27 protein-coding genes are annotated in these 15,005 nt (G+C 59.1%); all 27 read left to right on the top strand.

Annotation, left to right across the window (positions count from 1 at the left end):
- Positions 1-61 precede the first annotated feature (61 nt).
- The 27 genes from creB (at position 62) to rpsM (ending at position 14,996) form a co-directional block, all read left to right on the top strand.
- Positions 62-745 carry a two-component system response regulator CreB gene (gene creB, locus GJ695_RS09465; protein ID WP_154364094.1) on the top strand — a complete coding sequence of 228 codons (684 nt, stop codon included), beginning with the start codon at positions 62-64 and terminating at the stop codon, positions 743-745.
- Positions 742-2,166, top strand: a complete 1,425-nt coding sequence (creC, locus tag GJ695_RS09460) for a two-component system sensor histidine kinase CreC (protein ID WP_154364092.1) — start codon at positions 742-744, stop codon at positions 2,164-2,166. The genes creB and creC overlap by 4 nt, the downstream gene beginning before the upstream one ends.
- Positions 2,167-2,239: 73 nt before the next feature.
- Positions 2,240-3,589 (top strand): cell envelope integrity protein CreD, encoded by a 1,350-nt coding sequence (gene creD / locus GJ695_RS09455; protein ID WP_154364090.1) that lies wholly within the window; start codon positions 2,240-2,242, stop codon positions 3,587-3,589.
- A gap of 209 nt (positions 3,590-3,798) precedes the next feature.
- Positions 3,799-4,455: a 50S ribosomal protein L3 gene (rplC, locus tag GJ695_RS09450; RefSeq protein ID WP_154364088.1), complete on the top strand. Its 657-nt coding sequence runs from the start codon at positions 3,799-3,801 to the stop codon at positions 4,453-4,455.
- 3 nt (positions 4,456-4,458) lie between these two features.
- Positions 4,459-5,079 carry a 50S ribosomal protein L4 gene (gene rplD, locus GJ695_RS09445; RefSeq protein WP_090192447.1) on the top strand — a complete coding sequence of 207 codons (621 nt, stop codon included), beginning with the start codon at positions 4,459-4,461 and terminating at the stop codon, positions 5,077-5,079.
- Complete coding sequence (rplW, locus tag GJ695_RS09440; protein ID WP_154361054.1) at positions 5,076-5,390, top strand: 50S ribosomal protein L23; 315 nt, start codon at positions 5,076-5,078, stop codon at positions 5,388-5,390. The genes rplD and rplW overlap by 4 nt, the downstream gene beginning before the upstream one ends.
- Positions 5,390-6,220 carry a 50S ribosomal protein L2 gene (gene rplB, locus GJ695_RS09435; RefSeq protein ID WP_154364086.1) on the top strand — a complete coding sequence of 277 codons (831 nt, stop codon included), beginning with the start codon at positions 5,390-5,392 and terminating at the stop codon, positions 6,218-6,220. Before rplW ends, rplB begins: the two co-directional genes overlap by 1 nt.
- A gap of 9 nt (positions 6,221-6,229) precedes the next feature.
- Positions 6,230-6,505, top strand: coding sequence for a 30S ribosomal protein S19 (rpsS, locus tag GJ695_RS09430; RefSeq protein WP_050409767.1), 276 nt, complete (start codon positions 6,230-6,232; stop codon positions 6,503-6,505).
- Complete coding sequence (gene rplV / locus GJ695_RS09425; protein WP_174864456.1) at positions 6,502-6,834, top strand: 50S ribosomal protein L22; 333 nt, start codon at positions 6,502-6,504, stop codon at positions 6,832-6,834. Before rpsS ends, rplV begins: the two co-directional genes overlap by 4 nt.
- A gap of 9 nt (positions 6,835-6,843) precedes the next feature.
- On the top strand, positions 6,844-7,638 hold the full coding sequence (gene rpsC, locus GJ695_RS09420; protein ID WP_154361052.1) for a 30S ribosomal protein S3: 795 nt from the start codon (positions 6,844-6,846) through the stop codon (positions 7,636-7,638).
- 2 nt (positions 7,639-7,640) lie between these two features.
- On the top strand, positions 7,641-8,060 hold the full coding sequence (gene rplP, locus GJ695_RS09415) for a 50S ribosomal protein L16 (protein WP_154361051.1): 420 nt from the start codon (positions 7,641-7,643) through the stop codon (positions 8,058-8,060).
- Between the two features lie 12 nt (positions 8,061-8,072).
- Positions 8,073-8,264 (top strand): 50S ribosomal protein L29, encoded by a 192-nt coding sequence (rpmC, locus tag GJ695_RS09410; RefSeq protein WP_020704377.1) that lies wholly within the window; start codon positions 8,073-8,075, stop codon positions 8,262-8,264.
- Complete coding sequence (gene rpsQ / locus GJ695_RS09405; protein ID WP_154361050.1) at positions 8,261-8,527, top strand: 30S ribosomal protein S17; 267 nt, start codon at positions 8,261-8,263, stop codon at positions 8,525-8,527. Before rpmC ends, rpsQ begins: the two co-directional genes overlap by 4 nt.
- 264 nt (positions 8,528-8,791) lie before the next feature.
- On the top strand, positions 8,792-9,160 hold the full coding sequence (rplN, locus tag GJ695_RS09400) for a 50S ribosomal protein L14 (RefSeq protein WP_008444317.1): 369 nt from the start codon (positions 8,792-8,794) through the stop codon (positions 9,158-9,160).
- Positions 9,161-9,170: 10 nt separating this feature from the next.
- Positions 9,171-9,485 carry a 50S ribosomal protein L24 gene (gene rplX, locus GJ695_RS09395; RefSeq protein WP_056151015.1) on the top strand — a complete coding sequence of 105 codons (315 nt, stop codon included), beginning with the start codon at positions 9,171-9,173 and terminating at the stop codon, positions 9,483-9,485.
- Between the two features lie 6 nt (positions 9,486-9,491).
- Positions 9,492-10,031, top strand: a complete 540-nt coding sequence (rplE, locus tag GJ695_RS09390) for a 50S ribosomal protein L5 (RefSeq protein ID WP_019923483.1) — start codon at positions 9,492-9,494, stop codon at positions 10,029-10,031.
- 6 nt (positions 10,032-10,037) lie between these two features.
- Positions 10,038-10,343, top strand: coding sequence for a 30S ribosomal protein S14 (gene rpsN / locus GJ695_RS09385; RefSeq protein ID WP_154361049.1), 306 nt, complete (start codon positions 10,038-10,040; stop codon positions 10,341-10,343).
- 14 nt (positions 10,344-10,357) lie between these two features.
- Positions 10,358-10,753 (top strand): 30S ribosomal protein S8, encoded by a 396-nt coding sequence (gene rpsH, locus GJ695_RS09380; protein WP_154364084.1) that lies wholly within the window; start codon positions 10,358-10,360, stop codon positions 10,751-10,753.
- A gap of 10 nt (positions 10,754-10,763) precedes the next feature.
- Positions 10,764-11,297, top strand: a complete 534-nt coding sequence (gene rplF / locus GJ695_RS09375) for a 50S ribosomal protein L6 (RefSeq protein WP_154361047.1) — start codon at positions 10,764-10,766, stop codon at positions 11,295-11,297.
- A 13-nt stretch (positions 11,298-11,310) separates the two neighbouring features.
- Complete coding sequence (gene rplR, locus GJ695_RS09370; protein ID WP_072786821.1) at positions 11,311-11,673, top strand: 50S ribosomal protein L18; 363 nt, start codon at positions 11,311-11,313, stop codon at positions 11,671-11,673.
- 9 nt (positions 11,674-11,682) lie between these two features.
- Positions 11,683-12,201, top strand: coding sequence for a 30S ribosomal protein S5 (rpsE, locus tag GJ695_RS09365; protein ID WP_072786822.1), 519 nt, complete (start codon positions 11,683-11,685; stop codon positions 12,199-12,201).
- A gap of 10 nt (positions 12,202-12,211) precedes the next feature.
- Positions 12,212-12,394 carry a 50S ribosomal protein L30 gene (gene rpmD, locus GJ695_RS09360; RefSeq protein WP_090192459.1) on the top strand — a complete coding sequence of 61 codons (183 nt, stop codon included), beginning with the start codon at positions 12,212-12,214 and terminating at the stop codon, positions 12,392-12,394.
- A 25-nt stretch (positions 12,395-12,419) separates the two neighbouring features.
- Positions 12,420-12,851, top strand: a complete 432-nt coding sequence (gene rplO / locus GJ695_RS09355) for a 50S ribosomal protein L15 (RefSeq protein ID WP_090192436.1) — start codon at positions 12,420-12,422, stop codon at positions 12,849-12,851.
- A 30-nt stretch (positions 12,852-12,881) separates the two neighbouring features.
- Positions 12,882-14,216, top strand: a complete 1,335-nt coding sequence (gene secY / locus GJ695_RS09350) for a preprotein translocase subunit SecY (protein WP_110846396.1) — start codon at positions 12,882-12,884, stop codon at positions 14,214-14,216.
- 21 nt (positions 14,217-14,237) lie between these two features.
- Positions 14,238-14,456: a translation initiation factor IF-1 gene (gene infA, locus GJ695_RS09345; RefSeq protein ID WP_005663428.1), complete on the top strand. Its 219-nt coding sequence runs from the start codon at positions 14,238-14,240 to the stop codon at positions 14,454-14,456.
- Between the two features lie 33 nt (positions 14,457-14,489).
- Entirely contained in the window at positions 14,490-14,603 is a 114-nt protein-coding gene (rpmJ, locus tag GJ695_RS09340) for a 50S ribosomal protein L36 (protein ID WP_005663407.1), read from the top strand.
- A gap of 27 nt (positions 14,604-14,630) precedes the next feature.
- Positions 14,631-14,996 (top strand): 30S ribosomal protein S13, encoded by a 366-nt coding sequence (gene rpsM / locus GJ695_RS09335; protein WP_154361046.1) that lies wholly within the window; start codon positions 14,631-14,633, stop codon positions 14,994-14,996.
- Positions 14,997-15,005 lie beyond the last annotated feature (9 nt).

Raw genomic sequence — 15,005 nt, 5'->3', positions numbered from 1 at the left:
GGGACTTCGGTCCCGCCTTTTTTTTGTGCGCGCCGGTGCGCCGGTGTTACAGTTATCCGCCATGCACATTCCCAAAACCATCCTGATCGTCGAGGACGAGCAGGCGATCGCCGACAGCATCGCCTACGCCCTGCGCACCGAGGGCTTCACGCCGCTGCACGTGACGCTGGGCGCGCAGGCGCTGGCCGCCATGCGCGCCGATCCGGCGCCGCTGCTGGTGGTGCTCGACATCGGCCTGCCGGACCTGAGCGGGCTGGAAGTCTGTCGCCGGCTGCGCCAGTTTTCCGACGCGCCGGTGCTGTTCCTGACCGCCCGCAGCGACGAGATCGACCGCGTGGTCGGGCTGGAGATCGGCGCCGACGACTACGTCACCAAGCCGTTCTCGCCGCGCGAGCTGGTGGCGCGCATCCGCGTGATCCTGCGCCGCATGACGCCGCCGGCGCCGCGGCCGCCCGCCGCCACGGCCTTCGAGCTGCGGCCGCTGGAGGCGCGCATCCTGTTCCGCAGCCAGCCGCTCGACCTGACGCGCTATGAATATCTGCTGCTGAAGACTCTGCTGGAGCATCCGGCCCACGTGCTGTCGCGCGCGCAATTGATGGACCGCGTCTGGACCGATGCGCCCGACACGCTGGAGCGCACCGTCGACGCCCACGTCAAGTCGCTGCGCGCCAAGCTGCGTCTGGTCGACGCCGAGGCCGATCCCATCCTCACCCATCGCGGCATGGGTTACAGCCTGGTTTCATGAAGATCGGGCTGCGCATCCTGCTGGGCTACTTCCTGATCGTCGGCCTGGCCGCGTGGTTCCTGCTGAACGTGTTCGTGGCCGAGGTCAAGCCCGGCGTGCGCGCGACGCTGGAGGACACGCTGGTCGACACGGCGGAGCTGCTGGCCGGCGTCGTCGCCGGCGACCTGAAGAACGGCGTGCCGGCGCTGGCCAACGTCGAGCACTATGCGCGCCGCAGCATCGAGGTCAAGATCGGCGGCGTCCTCAAGCGCAAGCTGGATTTCCGCATCTACATCACCGACGCGCGCGGCATCGTCGTCTACGATTCCGCCAACCTGGCGCTGGGCCAGGACTACTCGCGCTGGAACGACGTCTACCTGACGCTGCAGGGCAAGTACGGCGCCCGCAGCACCCGTTCGGTGGAGGGCGACGACCGCAGCACCGTCATGTACGTGGCCGCGCCGGTGCGCGACGGCGAGCGCATCATCGGCGCGCTGACGGTGGCCAAGCCGATCGCCAGCGTGCAAGCCTTTGTCGACCGCAGCCAGCGCAAGATCCTGCAGCGCGGCACGCTGCTGCTGGTGCTGTCGCTGCTGATCGGGCTGGCGGTTGCGTGGTGGCTGGCGCGCGCGCTGCGCCAGCTGATGCACTATGTGTCCGAGGTCGAGGCCGGCCGCAAGGCGGTGCCGCCGTCGCTGGGCAACAATGAAATCGGCACGCTGGCGCGGGCGCTGCACGCCATGCGCACGCGGCTGGAAGGCAAGGAGTACGCCGAGCAGCTGATGCACACGCTGGCGCATGAGCTGAAAAGCCCGATCGCGGCGATCCAGGGTTCCGCCGAGCTGCTGTCGGAAGACATGCCGCGCGCCGAGTTCCGCCATTTTCTCGACAACATCCTGAGCCAGAACGCGCGCCAGAAGCAGCTGATCGACAAGCTGCTGGCGCTGGTGCGCGTCGAGCAGCAGCAGGGCCTGGAGGCGGCCGAGCCGGTGGCGCTCGATGCGTTGCTGCGCCAGGTGGCGGCCGACGCCGCCAGCCAGCTGCGGGCGCGCGCGCTGAACGTGCGGCTGGAATTGCCGGACACGCCGCTGTCGGTGCGCGGCGACGCGCTGCTGTTGCGCCAGGCGCTGGGCAATCTGCTGGACAACGCCATCGGCTTCGCGCCGGCCGGCAGCCAGATCGTGCTGGCGCTGGCTGCCGAGATGGCGCAGGCCGTGGTGAGTGTCGGCGACAGCGGTCCCGGCATTCCCGCCTATGCGCTGGACAAGGTGTTCGACCGCTTTTACTCGCTGCCGCGTCCCGGCGGCAGCAAGAGCACCGGACTGGGCCTGCCCTTCGTGCGCGAGGTGGCGGCGCTGCACGGCGGCACCGTCAGCGTGGCGAACGCCGGGGAGGGCGGCTGCCGCGCCGTGCTGCGCCTGCCCTTGCCGCTGGTGCGCTAGACTTCACACAGAACGCATCAACAACGCATGGTGCTTTTCTAGACTGGTTGCACTTTCAACCAGAGGAATCGCCATGCAAAAAAAGCTGTTTCAAAAATGCCTGATCATTGTCGCGCTGATGCTGCTGATCGGCCTGCCGTTGATGATGGTCGAGGGCGTCATCTCCGAGCGGATCAGGTTTCACGCGCAGGCGGTGCAGAGCATCGCCGACGACTCGGTGCGGACGCAGCACGTGATCGGCCCGGTATTGGTGCTGCCGTACAGCGAGGAAATCAAGGACGGCGACAAGGTGGTGACGGTGCAGCACCGCAAGCTGGTGTTTCCCAACGAGCTGAGAATCGCCGGCAAGATCGTCACCGAACGGCGCTATCGCGGCATCCACCAGGTGCTGATGTATAGCGGCGGCCACAGCTTCGCCGGCGACTTCACGCTGCCGGCCGCCGCCGATCTGCCGCGCGACAGCGGCGCCTCGCAGCTGACCATGCGCCAGCCCTATGTGGCGCTGTCGGTATCGGACGTGCGCGGCATCCGCGATATTCCGACCATGCTGGTGGCGGGGCGCCGCTACCGGTTCGCGCAGGGCGCCCAGCTGCCGGGCAACCCCAGCGGCATGCACGTGGCGCTGGACCTGGCCGACCTGAAGGCGGCCGGGGCGTCGATTCCGTTCGGCTTCTCGCTGTACCTGGCCGGCACCGAACGGCAGCATTTCGTCCCGGTCGGCAGCAACAACCTGGTGACGATGGAGTCCAACTGGGCGCATCCCCAGTTCGGCGGCAATTTCCTGCCGGAGGCGCGCACCATCAGCGACCAGGGCTTCCGCGCCAGCTGGCGCATCTCGTCCATGGCCAGCAACGCCCAGCGGCAGCTGGCGGCCATGGACCGTCCGGCGGAGGCCCAGGGCGCGGAGCCGGGGCTGGACAGCTTCAGCATGGGCTTCATCGAGCCGGTCAACGTCTATGCCCAGGCCGACCGCGCCACCAAGTACGGGCTGCTGTTCGTGGCGCTGACCTTTGCCGCCTTCTTCGTGTTCGAGATCCTCAAGCGGCTGCCGATCCACCCGATCCAGTACTTATTAGTGGGGCTGGCGCTGATCATGTTCTTTCTGCTGCTGGTCAGCCTGTCCGAGCACATCGACTTTCTGGTGGCGTACCTGATCGCCGGCGGCGCCTGCATCGCCCTGATCAGCTTCTACCTGAGCGCCGTGCTGCGCAGCCGCGCCCGCGCCGCCGGCTTCGGCGCCGGGCTGGTGGTGCTGTACTCGGCGCTGTACGGCCTGCTCATTTCCGAGAGCAACGCCCTGGTGCTCGGTGCGCTGCTGCTGTTCGCCTGCCTGGGCGCCGTCATGGTCGCCACCCGCCGGGTCGACTGGTATGGAATTGGCAAGATAGACGAGGCGGAAACGCCGTCGGCCACCCCGGCCTGAGCGGCCGCCAGCCCGCATGGCGCTGGGGTTTGGCGCCATGGCGGAATCCGGCGCAAAAAACTGACATACCTCGTACTAAGTTGTTGCGTCAACCCCCAAATCACGATACACTAGCCGGCTTCGGTATGGATTCGACTTTTTATTGGTCCGTACTAATTTTAGTAGTTCAACATATCCCCGCCCAATCGTAGGTGGGAATTGGAGAAAAAATGAGCCTTGGCCTCCTCGGTCGCAAGGTTGGTATGATGCGCATCTTCACCGATGACGGGGATTCGATCCCAGTCACCGTGGTCGACGTATCGAACAACCGTGTTGCGCAAATCAAAACCCCTGAAACTGATGGTTATACCGCGGTTCAGGTCGCATATGGTCAACGTCGCGCTTCCCGCGTGACCAAAGCCGTTGCTGGTCACCACGCTAAAGCCGGTGTCGAAGCTGGTACTCTGCTGAAAGAGTTCCGCGTTGACGCAGCTAAAGCTGCCGAACTGAAAGCTGGCGACGTCGTTGCCGTTTCCCTGTTCGAAGTCGGTCAAAAGATCGACGTTCAAGGTGTTTCGATCGGTAAAGGCTACGCCGGTACCATCAAGCGTCACAACTTCGCTTCGGGCCGTGCCACCCACGGTAACTCGCGTTCGCACAATGTTCCAGGCTCCATCGGTATGGCGCAGGATCCAGGCCGCGTGTTCCCAGGTAAGCGCATGACCGGTCACATGGGTGATGTCACCACGACCGTGCAGAACCTCGAAATCGCCCGTATCGACGCCGACCGTCAGCTGCTGCTGGTCAAAGGTGCGATCCCTGGCGCCAAAAACGGCCAGGTAGTGGTTTCGCCTGCTGTCAAAGTTAAAGCAAAGAAGGGAGCTTAAACGATGGAACTCAAGCTCTTGAACGCTCAAGGTCAAGCCGCCTCTAACGTTGCTGCCGCCGATACCGTCTTCGGCCGTGACTACAACGAAGCCCTGATCCACCAGATCGTCGTTGCTTACCAAGCCAATGCTCGCAGCGGCAACCGTAAACAAAAAGACCGTGAAGAAGTCCACCACACGACCAAGAAGCCATGGCGCCAAAAAGGCACCGGCCGCGCACGTGCTGGTATGTCGTCGTCGCCACTGTGGCGCGGCGGTGGTCGCATCTTCCCGAACTCGCCTGACGAGAACTTCACCCACAAAGTGAACAAGAAGATGTACCGCGCTGGTATCTGCTCGATCCTGTCGCAACTGGCCCGCGAAGAGCGCCTGGTTGTGGTGGAAGATTTCGCGATCGAAGCACCAAAAACCAAGCTGCTGTCGCAAAAGCTGACCGGCATGGGCTTTGATTCGGTACTGATCATCACCGACGTCGCCAACGAAAACCTGGAACTGGCTTCGCGCAATCTGCCGAACGTTCTGGTTGTTGAACCACGTCACGCAGATCCAATGTCCCTGGTGTTCTACAAGAAGATCGTGGTCACCAAAGCTGCATTGGCTAAGATTGAGGAGATGCTGGCATGAGCGCATTGAAATTTAGCGAAGAGCGCCTGATGAAGGTGCTGGTTGCTCCAGTGATTTCCGAGAAGGCCACCATGGTCGCGGAAAAGAACGAGCAGATCGTGTTCCGCGTCACCACCGACGCGACCAAGCCAGAAATCAAGGCTGCCGTTGAACTGCTGTTCAAAGTGCAAGTGGAATCGGTGCAAACCGTGAACCGCGAAGGTAAGCAGAAACGTTCCGGCGCCCACATCGGCCGTCGCAACCACACCAAGCGTGCTTTCGTGTGCCTGAAGCCTGGCCAGGAAATCAATTTCACCGAGGAGGCTAAATAATGGCACTCGTTAAGATGAAGCCAACCTCCCCAGGCCGTCGCGGCATGGTGAAAGTTGTGAACTCCGACCTGTTCAAAGGTCGTCCGTTCGCAGCCCTGGTTGAGAAAAAATCGAAAACTGCCGGCCGTAACAACAACGGCCACATCACCACCCGTCACATCGGTGGTGGTCACAAGCAGCACTACCGCGTGATCGACTTCAAGCGTAACAGCAAGGACGGCATCCCGGCGAAAGTGGAACGTATCGAATACGATCCAAACCGCACCGCGCACATCGCGCTGCTGTGCTACGCCGACGGCGCCCGTACCTACATCATCGCCACCAAAGGCATGGCTGTGGGCGACACCGTGATGACCGGCGCCGAAGCGCCGATCAAGGCGGGTAACTGCCTGCCGATCCGCAACATCCCGGTCGGTACCGTGATGAACTGCGTCGAAATGCTGCCAGGTAAAGGTGCCCAGATGGCCCGTACCGCCGGCGCCGGCGTGGTGCTGATGGCGCGTGAAGGTACTTACGCTCAGGTGCGTCTGCGCTCGGGTGAAGTGCGTCGCGTGCACATCGAGTGCCGTGCAACCGTGGGTGAAGTCGGCAATGCCGAACACAGCCTGCGTAAAATCGGTAAAGCTGGTGCGATGCGCTGGCGCGGTGTTCGTCCTACCGTTCGCGGTGTGGTCATGAACCCGGTCGATCACCCGCACGGTGGTGGTGAAGGTAAAACGGCAGCTGGTCGTCATCCTGTGTCGCCATGGGGCCAACAGACCAAGGGCAAGAAGACTCGCAGCAACAAGCGTACTTCTTCGATGATCGTCTCGCGCCGCGGCAAGAAATAAGGATAAATCATGACTCGTTCATTGAAAAAAGGGCCGTTCTGTGACGCCCACCTGGTGAAAAAAGTCGAAGCCGCGCAAGCGACCAAAGACAAAAAGCCAATCAAAACCTGGTCCCGTCGCTCGACCATCATGCCTGACTTCATCGGCCTGACGATCGCTGTTCACAACGGCAAGCTGCACGTGCCAGTGTACGTTTCCGAGAACATGGTTGGTCACAAGCTCGGCGAATTCGCGCTGACCCGCACGTTCAAAGGCCATGCCGCTGACAAGAAGGCGAAGAAATAATGGAAACCAAAGCTATCCTCAAAGGCGTGCGCCTGTCGGACCAAAAGGGCCGTCTGGTTGCTGACCTGATCCGTGGCAAGAAAGTTGACGCAGCACTCAACATTCTGCAGTTCAGCCCGAAAAAAGGCGCCACCATCATCAAGAAAGTGCTGGAGTCGGCCATCGCCAACGCCGAGCACAACGATGGTGCCGACATCGACGAACTGTTCGTGAAAACGATCTACGTTGAAAAGGGCCCGATCCTGAAGCGCTTCACCGCGCGTGCAAAAGGTCGTGGCGATCGTATCTCGAAACAATCGTGTCACATTTATGTGACCGTAGGCAACTAAGGAGCCAAGATGGGTCAGAAAATTCATCCAACTGGTTTCCGCCTGGCGGTTACCCGTAACTGGGCTTCGCGTTGGTATGCAGGCAATGGTAACTTTGCCGCCATGCTGAACGAAGACTTGAAAGCACGTACCTACCTGAAAGCCAAGCTGAAGAACGCTTCGGTCGGCCGCATCGTCATCGAGCGTCCAGCCAAGAACGCGCGTTTCACCATCTACAGCTCGCGTCCAGGCGTGGTCATTGGTAAAAAAGGCGAGGACATCGAAGTACTGAAGTCCGCGCTGACCAAGATCATGGGTGTGCCGGTGCACGTCAACATCGAAGAGATCCGCAAGCCAGAGATCGATTCGCAGCTGATCGCCGATTCGATCGCGCAACAGCTGGAAAAACGCATCATGTTCCGCCGCGCCATGAAACGCGCGATGCAGAACGCCATGCGTCTGGGCGCCCTGGGCATCAAGATCATGTCGTCGGGTCGTCTGAACGGTATCGAAATCGCTCGTAAAGAGTGGTACCGCGAAGGCCGTGTGCCACTGCACACCCTGCGCGCCGATATCGACTACGGCACCAGCGAAGCCTCGACCACCTACGGCATCATCGGTGTCAAGGTGTGGGTGTACAAGGGCGACCGCTCCGCCACCGGCGAAGCACCAGTCATCGACACCCCACCGGACGAGAAAAAGCCACGTGGCCCACGTCGTGAAGACGGCAAGCCAGCTGGCCGCCCACGCCCAGCCGGCGCGAAACCAGCCGCGCCAGGTGCCCGTCGCGCCCCGGCCAAACCGGCTGAGAAAGCAGGAGAATAATCATGCTGCAACCAGCACGCAGAAAGTATCGTAAAGAGCAGAAAGGCCGTAACACCGGCATTTCGCACAGCGCCGGCACTTCGGTGTCGTTCGGCGAATTCGGTCTGAAAGCTACGGTTCGTGGTCGTATCACGGCCCGTCAGATCGAAGCGGCACGTCGCGCCATGACCCGTCACATCAAACGTGGCGGTCGTATCTGGATCCGCGTCTTCCCGGACAAACCGATCTCGAACAAGCCTGCCGAAGTCCGTATGGGTAACGGTAAAGGTAATCCGGAGTACTACGTCGCTGAAATCCGTCCAGGCAAAGTCCTGTACGAAATGGATGGCGTCGCAGAAGAACTGGCGCGCGAAGCATTCCGCCTGGCCGCTGCCAAACTGCCACTGGCGACCACCTTCGTGGTCCGCCAAGTTGGCCAATAACAGGAGTGAATTATGAAAGCATCTGAACTCCGCGGCAAAGACCAGGCAGCTCTGCAAAAAGAGCTGAATGACCTGTTGAAGGCACAGTTCGGCCTGCGTATGCAAACCGCGACGCAACAGCTGAGCAACACTTCGCAGCTCAAGAAGGTACGTCGCGATATCGCACGCGTAAAAACGGTAATGAACACGAAGGAAGCAAAATGACCGAGCAAGTAAAGCTGAAGCGTACGCTGATCGGTAAAGTTGTGTCTGACAAGATGGACAAAACCGTTACCGTTCTGATCGAACGTCACGTGAAACATCCTTTGTACGGCAAGATCATCGTCCGCTCGAACAAGTACCACGCGCATGACGAGACCAACCAGGTGAAAGCCGGTGACACGGTGGAAATCGTGGAAGGTCGTCCGATCTCCAAAACGAAGGCATGGACCGTGACCCGTGTGGTGCAAGCCGCACAAATCGTTTAATTGAAGACGTCGCCTCCGATCCACGGATCGGGGGCGATTTTCAATTAGTTCTTGCAAGCCCGCAAAAGGTATGTAATACTTGCGGGCTTCGTTCATGTAACGCCGCAAAGTGTCTGGCCACAGACGCTGAACCGTGCGGTCAGTAGCAGTACGAAGGTCAAGCACCCAAACAGTGGGCTCTTCATGAGCGCTCTGGCGGGACCAAGACTGACCGCAGGTCCGCATTGTGTGGATTCTTCGGCTTAAGTTGGGAAAGAGAATACTATGATTCAAACTGAAAGCCGGCTCGAAGTGGCCGACAATACCGGTGCCAAAGAAGTCATGTGCATCAAGGTATTGGGCGGCTCCAAGCGCCGTTATGCTGGCATCGGCGACGTGATCAAGGTAACCGTTAAGGTTGCTGCGCCACGCGGTCGTGTCAAAAAAGGTGAAATTTATAACGCCGTGGTAGTGCGCACCGCTAAAGGTGTTCGCCGCCAAGACGGTTCCCTGGTGAAGTTCGACGGCAACGCCGCCGTACTGTTGAACGCCAAGCTGGAACCGATCGGTACCCGTATCTTCGGACCAGTGACGCGCGAGCTGCGCACTGAAAAGTTCATGAAGATCGTGTCCCTGGCACCGGAAGTCCTGTAAGGAGTCAGTAATGGATAAGATTCGTAAAAACGACGAAGTCATCGTTCTGGCCGGTAAAGACAAGGGCAAGCGTGGCGTAGTTTCGCGTCGAGTCGACGCAGAACACGTTGTGGTTGAAGGTGTCAACGTCGCCAAAAAAGCGACCAAGCCTAACCCAATGACTGGCGTACAAGGTGGTATCGTCGATAAGACCATGCCGATTCACGTGTCCAACGTTGCATTGTTCAATGCAGCGACTGGCAAGGCAGACCGTGTTGGTTTCAAAGATGTCGACGGCAAAAAAGTCCGCGTCTTTAAATCGTCCGGCGAAGTAGTGAAGGCTTAAGAAATCATGGCACGTCTCCAAGAATTCTATAAAGAAAAGGTCGTCGCCGACCTGACCGAGAAATTCGGTTACAAATCGGTGATGGAAGTTCCACGTCTGACCAAGATCACCCTGAACATGGGTGTGGGTGAAGCGATTGCCGACAAAAAAGTGCTCGAGCACGCTGTCGGCGACCTGACCAAGATCGCCGGTCAGAAACCAGTGACCACCAAGTCGCGTAAGGCCATTGCGGGCTTCAAGATCCGTGAAGGCTACCCGATCGGTACCATGGTCACCCTGCGTGGCGCCCGCATGTACGAGTTCCTCGACCGCTTCATCACCGTGGCCCTGCCGCGCGTGCGTGACTTCCGCGGTGTGAATGGCCGCTCGTTCGATGGCCGTGGCAACTACAACATCGGTGTGAAAGAGCAGATCATCTTCCCGGAGATCGAGTACGACAAGATCGATGCGCTGCGTGGTATGAACATTTCGATCACCACCACCGCTAAGACCGACGACGAAGCGAAAGCTCTGCTCGCCGCCTTCAAATTCCCGTTCAGGAACTAAGAGATCATGGCAAAACTCGCACTGATTAACCGTGAAGCGAAACGCGTGGCCCTGGCGAACAAATTCGCCGCCAAGCGCGCCTCGCTCAAGGCCATCATCGATGACCAGTCGAAATCGGAAGAAGAACGTTACGAAGCGCGCCTGAAACTGCAAGCGCTGCCACGTAACTCGGCTCCGACCCGCCAGCGTAACCGCTGCGCCGTCACCGGTCGTCCACGCGGCACCTTCCGTAAATTCGGTCTGGGCCGTATCAAGCTCCGTGAATTCGCCATGCGTGGTGAGATCCCGGGTATGACTAAAGCTAGCTGGTAATAGGAGAATAAGCAATGAGTATGAGCGATCCTATCGCCGATATGCTGACCCGCATTCGTAACGCCCAGGGCGTGCAAAAAACGACCGTGGCCATGCCATCGTCGAAAGTCAAAATTGCGATTGCCAACGTCCTCAAGGACGAGGGTTACATTGAAGATTTCGCTGTCGCTGAAACTGGCGGCAAAGCGGAACTGAAAATCGGTTTGAAGTATTATGTTGGCCGTCCCGTCATCGAGCGCCTCGAGCGCGTGTCCCGTCCAGGCCTGCGCGTCTACAAGGGCAAAGACGAGATCCCTACTGTGATGAATGGCTTGGGTGTGGCGATCGTGTCGACTCCGCAAGGCGTCATGACTGACCGCAAAGCACGCGCTACCGGTGTCGGCGGCGAAGTTATTTGCTACGTCGCATAAGGAGTTACACATGTCCCGAGTAGCTAAAATGCCGATCGCCGTGCCAGCTGGCGCTGATGTTGCCATCTCCGCACAAGCGATCACCGTCAAGGGCCCGCTGGGCGTCCTGACCCAGAACCTGAATGGCCTGGTTAAAGTAGAAAACAATGCAGGCACCCTGAGCTTCGAGCCGTCGAACGACAGCCGCGAAGCGAACGCCATGTCCGGCACGCTGCGCGCGCTGGTCAACAACATGGTGACCGGTGTGACCAAGGGCTTCGAGAAAAAGCTGAACCTGGTCGGCGTGGGCTACAAAGCCCAGGCCGCCGGCGACAAGCTGAACCTGTCGCTGGGTTTCTCGCACCCGGTCGTGCACGCCATGCCAGAAGGCGTGACCTGCGCCACCGCCACCCCGACCGAGATCGTCATCAAAGGCATCGATCGTCAAAAGGTGGGTCAGGTTGCTGCCGAAGTTCGCGCTTACCGCGCTCCTGAGCCGTACAAAGGCAAGGGCGTCCGTTATTCGGACGAAGTGGTTAAGCTTAAAGAAACCAAGAAGAAGTAATTAGGGGCTGACGATGGATAAAAAAGAATCTCGTCTGCGTCGCGGACGTCAAACCCGGATCAAGATCGCACAACTGAAAGTGAACCGCCTGTCGGTGCACCGCACTAACCTGCACATTTATGCGAACCTGATCAGCCCGGAAGCCAAAGTACTGGTTTCGGCCTCGACCGTAGAAGCGGAAGTACGCGCTGAACTGGCCGGCCAATCGGGCAAGGGTGGCAACGCCGCTGCCGCCGCACTGGTGGGCAAGCGCGTAGCAGAAAAAGCACTGAAAGCCGGTATCACCGAAGTCGCCTTCGACCGTTCCGGTTTCCGTTATCACGGCCGTGTGAAGGCGCTGGCAGAAGCCGCGCGTGAAGCCGGTCTGAAGTTCTAAGGAACGATCATGGCAAAAATGCAAGCAAAAATGGCAAGCGACAAGCCGGACGACGGCATGCGCGAAAAAATGATCGCGATCAACCGCGTGACCAAAGTGGTCAAGGGTGGTCGTATCATGGGTTTCGCCGCGCTGACCGTGGTTGGTGACGGCGATGGCCGCATCGGCATGGGCAAGGGCAAGTCGAAAGAGGTACCGGTCGGTGTGCAGAAGGCAATGGAAGAAGCCCGTCGCAACCTGATCAAAGTACCGCTGAAAAACGGCACCCTGCACCACACCGTCCTGGGTCGCCACGGCGCCTCGAAAGTAATGATGTCGCCTGCGAAACCAGGTACCGGCGTCATCGCTGGCGGCGCGATGCGCGCAATCTTCGAAGTCATGGGCGTTACCGACGTGGTCGCGAAATCGACCGGTTCGAGCAACCCGTACAACCTGGTTCGCGCCACGCTGGACGGCCTGGCTAAACTGAGCACTCCTGCTGACATCGCTGCGAAACGCGGCAAGTCGGTAGAAGAGATCCTGGGTTAAGGTGAACGACATGACTACGAAAACCGTCAAAGTACAACTGGTCAAGGGCCTGATTGGCACTCGTCAAGATCACCGTGCCACCGTTCGCGGTCTGGGCCTGCGTCGCGTCAACTCGGTCGCCGAGCTGCAAGACACCCCATCCGTACGCGGCATGATCAACAAAGTGTCGTATCTCGTTAAAGTAGTTGCGTAAGCCCCGGCTTACTCACGGAGAAATCATGGAACTGAATACCATTCAACCAGCCGAAGGCGCGAAGCACTACAAGCGCCGCGTCGGCCGCGGTATCGGCTCTGGCCTGGGTAAAACCGCAGGCCGTGGCCACAAGGGTCAGAAATCGCGTTCGGGCGGCTTCCACAAAGTCGGCTTCGAAGGCGGTCAAATGCCTCTGCAACGTCGTCTGCCTAAGCGCGGTTTCAAGTCGCTCAACGCCACCTTCAAAGCTGAAGTGCGTCTGTCCGACCTGAACAACCTGGCTGTTGGCGATGTCGACATTCTGGTGCTGAAACAAGCTGGCGTACTGAGCGTGCTGGCACGCGATGTGCGCGTCATTCTGTCCGGCGAGATCACCAAGGCGGTGAACCTCAAAGGCCTGAAAGTGACCGCTGGCGCGAAAGCCGCCATCGAAGCAGCCGGCGGCTCGGTAGCCTGAGCCCCGCACACAGCTTGATCGGAGCGAAAATTGGCGACTAATCCACAATTGGCTAAAAGTGCAGCAGCTGGTTTCCCTTGGGGCCGGCTCTGGTTCCTGCTTGGCGCATTGGTGGTTTATCGTATCGGCGCTCACATCCCGGTTCCCGGGATCGATCCGGTACAATTGGCCGCGCTGTTCAAGTCGCAAGAGGGCGGCATCCTGGGCATGTTGAACATGTTCAGCGGTGGCGCGCTCGCGCGCTTCACGGTGTTTGCGCTGGGTATCACGCCGTACATCTCGGCCTCGATCATCATGCAGTTGGTGTCGATCGTCTCGCCGCAGATGGAAGCGCTGAAGAAGGAAGGCGAAGCAGGCCGACGCAAGATCACCCAGTACACCCGGTATTTCACGGTGTTGCTGGCGGGATTCCAGGCGCTCGGGATTGCAGTTGCTTTGGAGTCGCAGGCAGGCCTGGTGCTGGATCCAGGTTATGCCTTCCGTTTCGTGACGGTCGTGACGCTGTTGACCGGAACCATGTTCGTGATGTGGTTGGGCGAGCAAATTACCGAGCGTGGTCTCGGTAATGGCATCTCGATCATCATCTTCGCGGGTATCGCCGCCGGCCTGCCGGGCGCGCTGGGTGGCCTCGGCCAGTCGGTGTCGAACGGTTCGATCGGCGCGCTGTCCGCGATCATCATCATGATCCTGGTAGTGGCGGTGACGTTCCTGGTGGTCTTCGTGGAACGTGGCCAACGCAAGATTCTGGTGAACTATGCGAAACGCCAGGTGGGTAACAAGATTTACGGTGGACAAACGTCGCACCTGCCATTGAAATTGAACATGGCCGGCGTGATCCCACCGATCTTCGCTTCGTCGATTATCTTGTTCCCGGCCACGATCGTGGGCTGGTTTACGACGGGCGCCGACACGGCCAACCCGGCGGTCCGGTTCCTGAAAGATTTGGCAGCATCGATGGGGCCAGGCGAGCCCATCCACGCACTGTTGTACGCCATCGCGATCGTGTTTTTCTGTTTCTTCTATACAGCGCTGGTCTTCAACAGCAAGGAAACAGCGGATAACTTGAAGAAGAGCGGGGCCTTTGTGCCAGGGATTCGTCCCGGTGAGCAGACTGCCCGCTACATCGACAAGATCCTGACGCGATTGACCCTGGCTGGCGCCATCTACATCACTTTGGTGTGTTTGTTGCCGGAATTCATGCAAGCCGAGTGGAAAGTACCATTCTATTTTGGCGGTACTTCGTTGTTGATTATTGTGGTTGTTACCATGGATTTCATGGCGCAAGTACAAAACTACGTGATGTCGCAGCAATATGAATCGCTGCTGCGCAAAGCAAACTTCAAAGGCGGAATTCCGACGCGATAAGCGCGGTTTCAAACATACCGAATGGCAAAAGACGACGTCATACAGATGCAGGGCGAGATCCTAGAAAATCTCCCTAATGCAACATTTCGAGTAAAGCTGGAAAACGGGCATGTGGTGCTCGGGCATATTTCGGGTAAAATGCGGATGAACTATATCCGCATTCTTCCTGGCGACAAGGTGACGGTAGAGCTGACACCTTACGACCTGTCCCGTGCCCGCATTGTGTTCCGGACCAAGTAATTTTAGATAATCGAACCAAGAAGAGAGTGCAAAATGAAAGTTAACGCCTCAGTCAAGCGGATCTGCCGCAACTGCAAGATCATCAAGCGCAAGGGCGTTGTTCGCGTAATCTGCGTCGAACCACGTCACAAGCAGCGTCAAGGTTAATAACCGTTATTTATCGAGGAATAACGAATGGCACGTATTGCAGGGGTTAATATCCCAAATCACCAGCACACCGTTATCGGCCTGACGGCCATCTACGGTGTAGGCCGCCCACGCGCGAAGTTCATCTGCGCGCAAACGGGCATTGCGACCGATAAAAAGGTCAAGGACCTGGACGACAGCGAACTGGAAAAGCTGCGCGATGAAGTAGCAAAATTCATCGTCGAAGGCGATCTGCGCCGCGAACTGTCCATGAACATCAAGCGTTTGATGGATCTGGGTTGCTACCGTGGTATGCGTCACCGTAAGGGCCTGCCGGTCCGCGGTCAACGCACCCGCACCAATGCACGTACCCGCAAGGGCCCGCGCAAAGCCGCTCAATCGCTCAAGAAATAATCTAGGGAA

It is taken from the genome of Duganella alba (assembly GCF_009674495.1).
GTDB lineage: Bacteria > Pseudomonadota > Gammaproteobacteria > Burkholderiales > Burkholderiaceae_D > Rugamonas > Rugamonas alba.
Note: the sequence above shows the minus strand (reverse complement) of the source record. Positions and strands in the feature narration are given on the sequence as shown.

Coding starts and splice junctions, on each gene's coding strand:
- creB (WP_154364094.1), top strand. CDS start 62: ATGCACATTCCCAAAACCATCCTGATCGTCGAGGACGAGCAGGCGATC.
- creC (WP_154364092.1), top strand. CDS start 742: ATGAAGATCGGGCTGCGCATCCTGCTGGGCTACTTCCTGATCGTCGGC.
- creD (WP_154364090.1), top strand. CDS start 2,240: ATGCAAAAAAAGCTGTTTCAAAAATGCCTGATCATTGTCGCGCTGATG.
- rplC (WP_154364088.1), top strand. CDS start 3,799: ATGAGCCTTGGCCTCCTCGGTCGCAAGGTTGGTATGATGCGCATCTTC.
- rplD (WP_090192447.1), top strand. CDS start 4,459: ATGGAACTCAAGCTCTTGAACGCTCAAGGTCAAGCCGCCTCTAACGTT.
- rplW (WP_154361054.1), top strand. CDS start 5,076: ATGAGCGCATTGAAATTTAGCGAAGAGCGCCTGATGAAGGTGCTGGTT.
- rplB (WP_154364086.1), top strand. CDS start 5,390: ATGGCACTCGTTAAGATGAAGCCAACCTCCCCAGGCCGTCGCGGCATG.
- rpsS (WP_050409767.1), top strand. CDS start 6,230: ATGACTCGTTCATTGAAAAAAGGGCCGTTCTGTGACGCCCACCTGGTG.
- rpsC (WP_154361052.1), top strand. CDS start 6,844: ATGGGTCAGAAAATTCATCCAACTGGTTTCCGCCTGGCGGTTACCCGT.
- rplP (WP_154361051.1), top strand. CDS start 7,641: ATGCTGCAACCAGCACGCAGAAAGTATCGTAAAGAGCAGAAAGGCCGT.
- rpmC (WP_020704377.1), top strand. CDS start 8,073: ATGAAAGCATCTGAACTCCGCGGCAAAGACCAGGCAGCTCTGCAAAAA.
- rpsQ (WP_154361050.1), top strand. CDS start 8,261: ATGACCGAGCAAGTAAAGCTGAAGCGTACGCTGATCGGTAAAGTTGTG.
- rplN (WP_008444317.1), top strand. CDS start 8,792: ATGATTCAAACTGAAAGCCGGCTCGAAGTGGCCGACAATACCGGTGCC.
- rplX (WP_056151015.1), top strand. CDS start 9,171: ATGGATAAGATTCGTAAAAACGACGAAGTCATCGTTCTGGCCGGTAAA.
- rplE (WP_019923483.1), top strand. CDS start 9,492: ATGGCACGTCTCCAAGAATTCTATAAAGAAAAGGTCGTCGCCGACCTG.
- rpsN (WP_154361049.1), top strand. CDS start 10,038: ATGGCAAAACTCGCACTGATTAACCGTGAAGCGAAACGCGTGGCCCTG.
- rpsH (WP_154364084.1), top strand. CDS start 10,358: ATGAGTATGAGCGATCCTATCGCCGATATGCTGACCCGCATTCGTAAC.
- rplF (WP_154361047.1), top strand. CDS start 10,764: ATGTCCCGAGTAGCTAAAATGCCGATCGCCGTGCCAGCTGGCGCTGAT.
- rplR (WP_072786821.1), top strand. CDS start 11,311: ATGGATAAAAAAGAATCTCGTCTGCGTCGCGGACGTCAAACCCGGATC.
- rpsE (WP_072786822.1), top strand. CDS start 11,683: ATGGCAAAAATGCAAGCAAAAATGGCAAGCGACAAGCCGGACGACGGC.
- rpmD (WP_090192459.1), top strand. CDS start 12,212: ATGACTACGAAAACCGTCAAAGTACAACTGGTCAAGGGCCTGATTGGC.
- rplO (WP_090192436.1), top strand. CDS start 12,420: ATGGAACTGAATACCATTCAACCAGCCGAAGGCGCGAAGCACTACAAG.
- infA (WP_005663428.1), top strand. CDS start 14,238: ATGGCAAAAGACGACGTCATACAGATGCAGGGCGAGATCCTAGAAAAT.
- rpmJ (WP_005663407.1), top strand. CDS start 14,490: ATGAAAGTTAACGCCTCAGTCAAGCGGATCTGCCGCAACTGCAAGATC.
- rpsM (WP_154361046.1), top strand. CDS start 14,631: ATGGCACGTATTGCAGGGGTTAATATCCCAAATCACCAGCACACCGTT.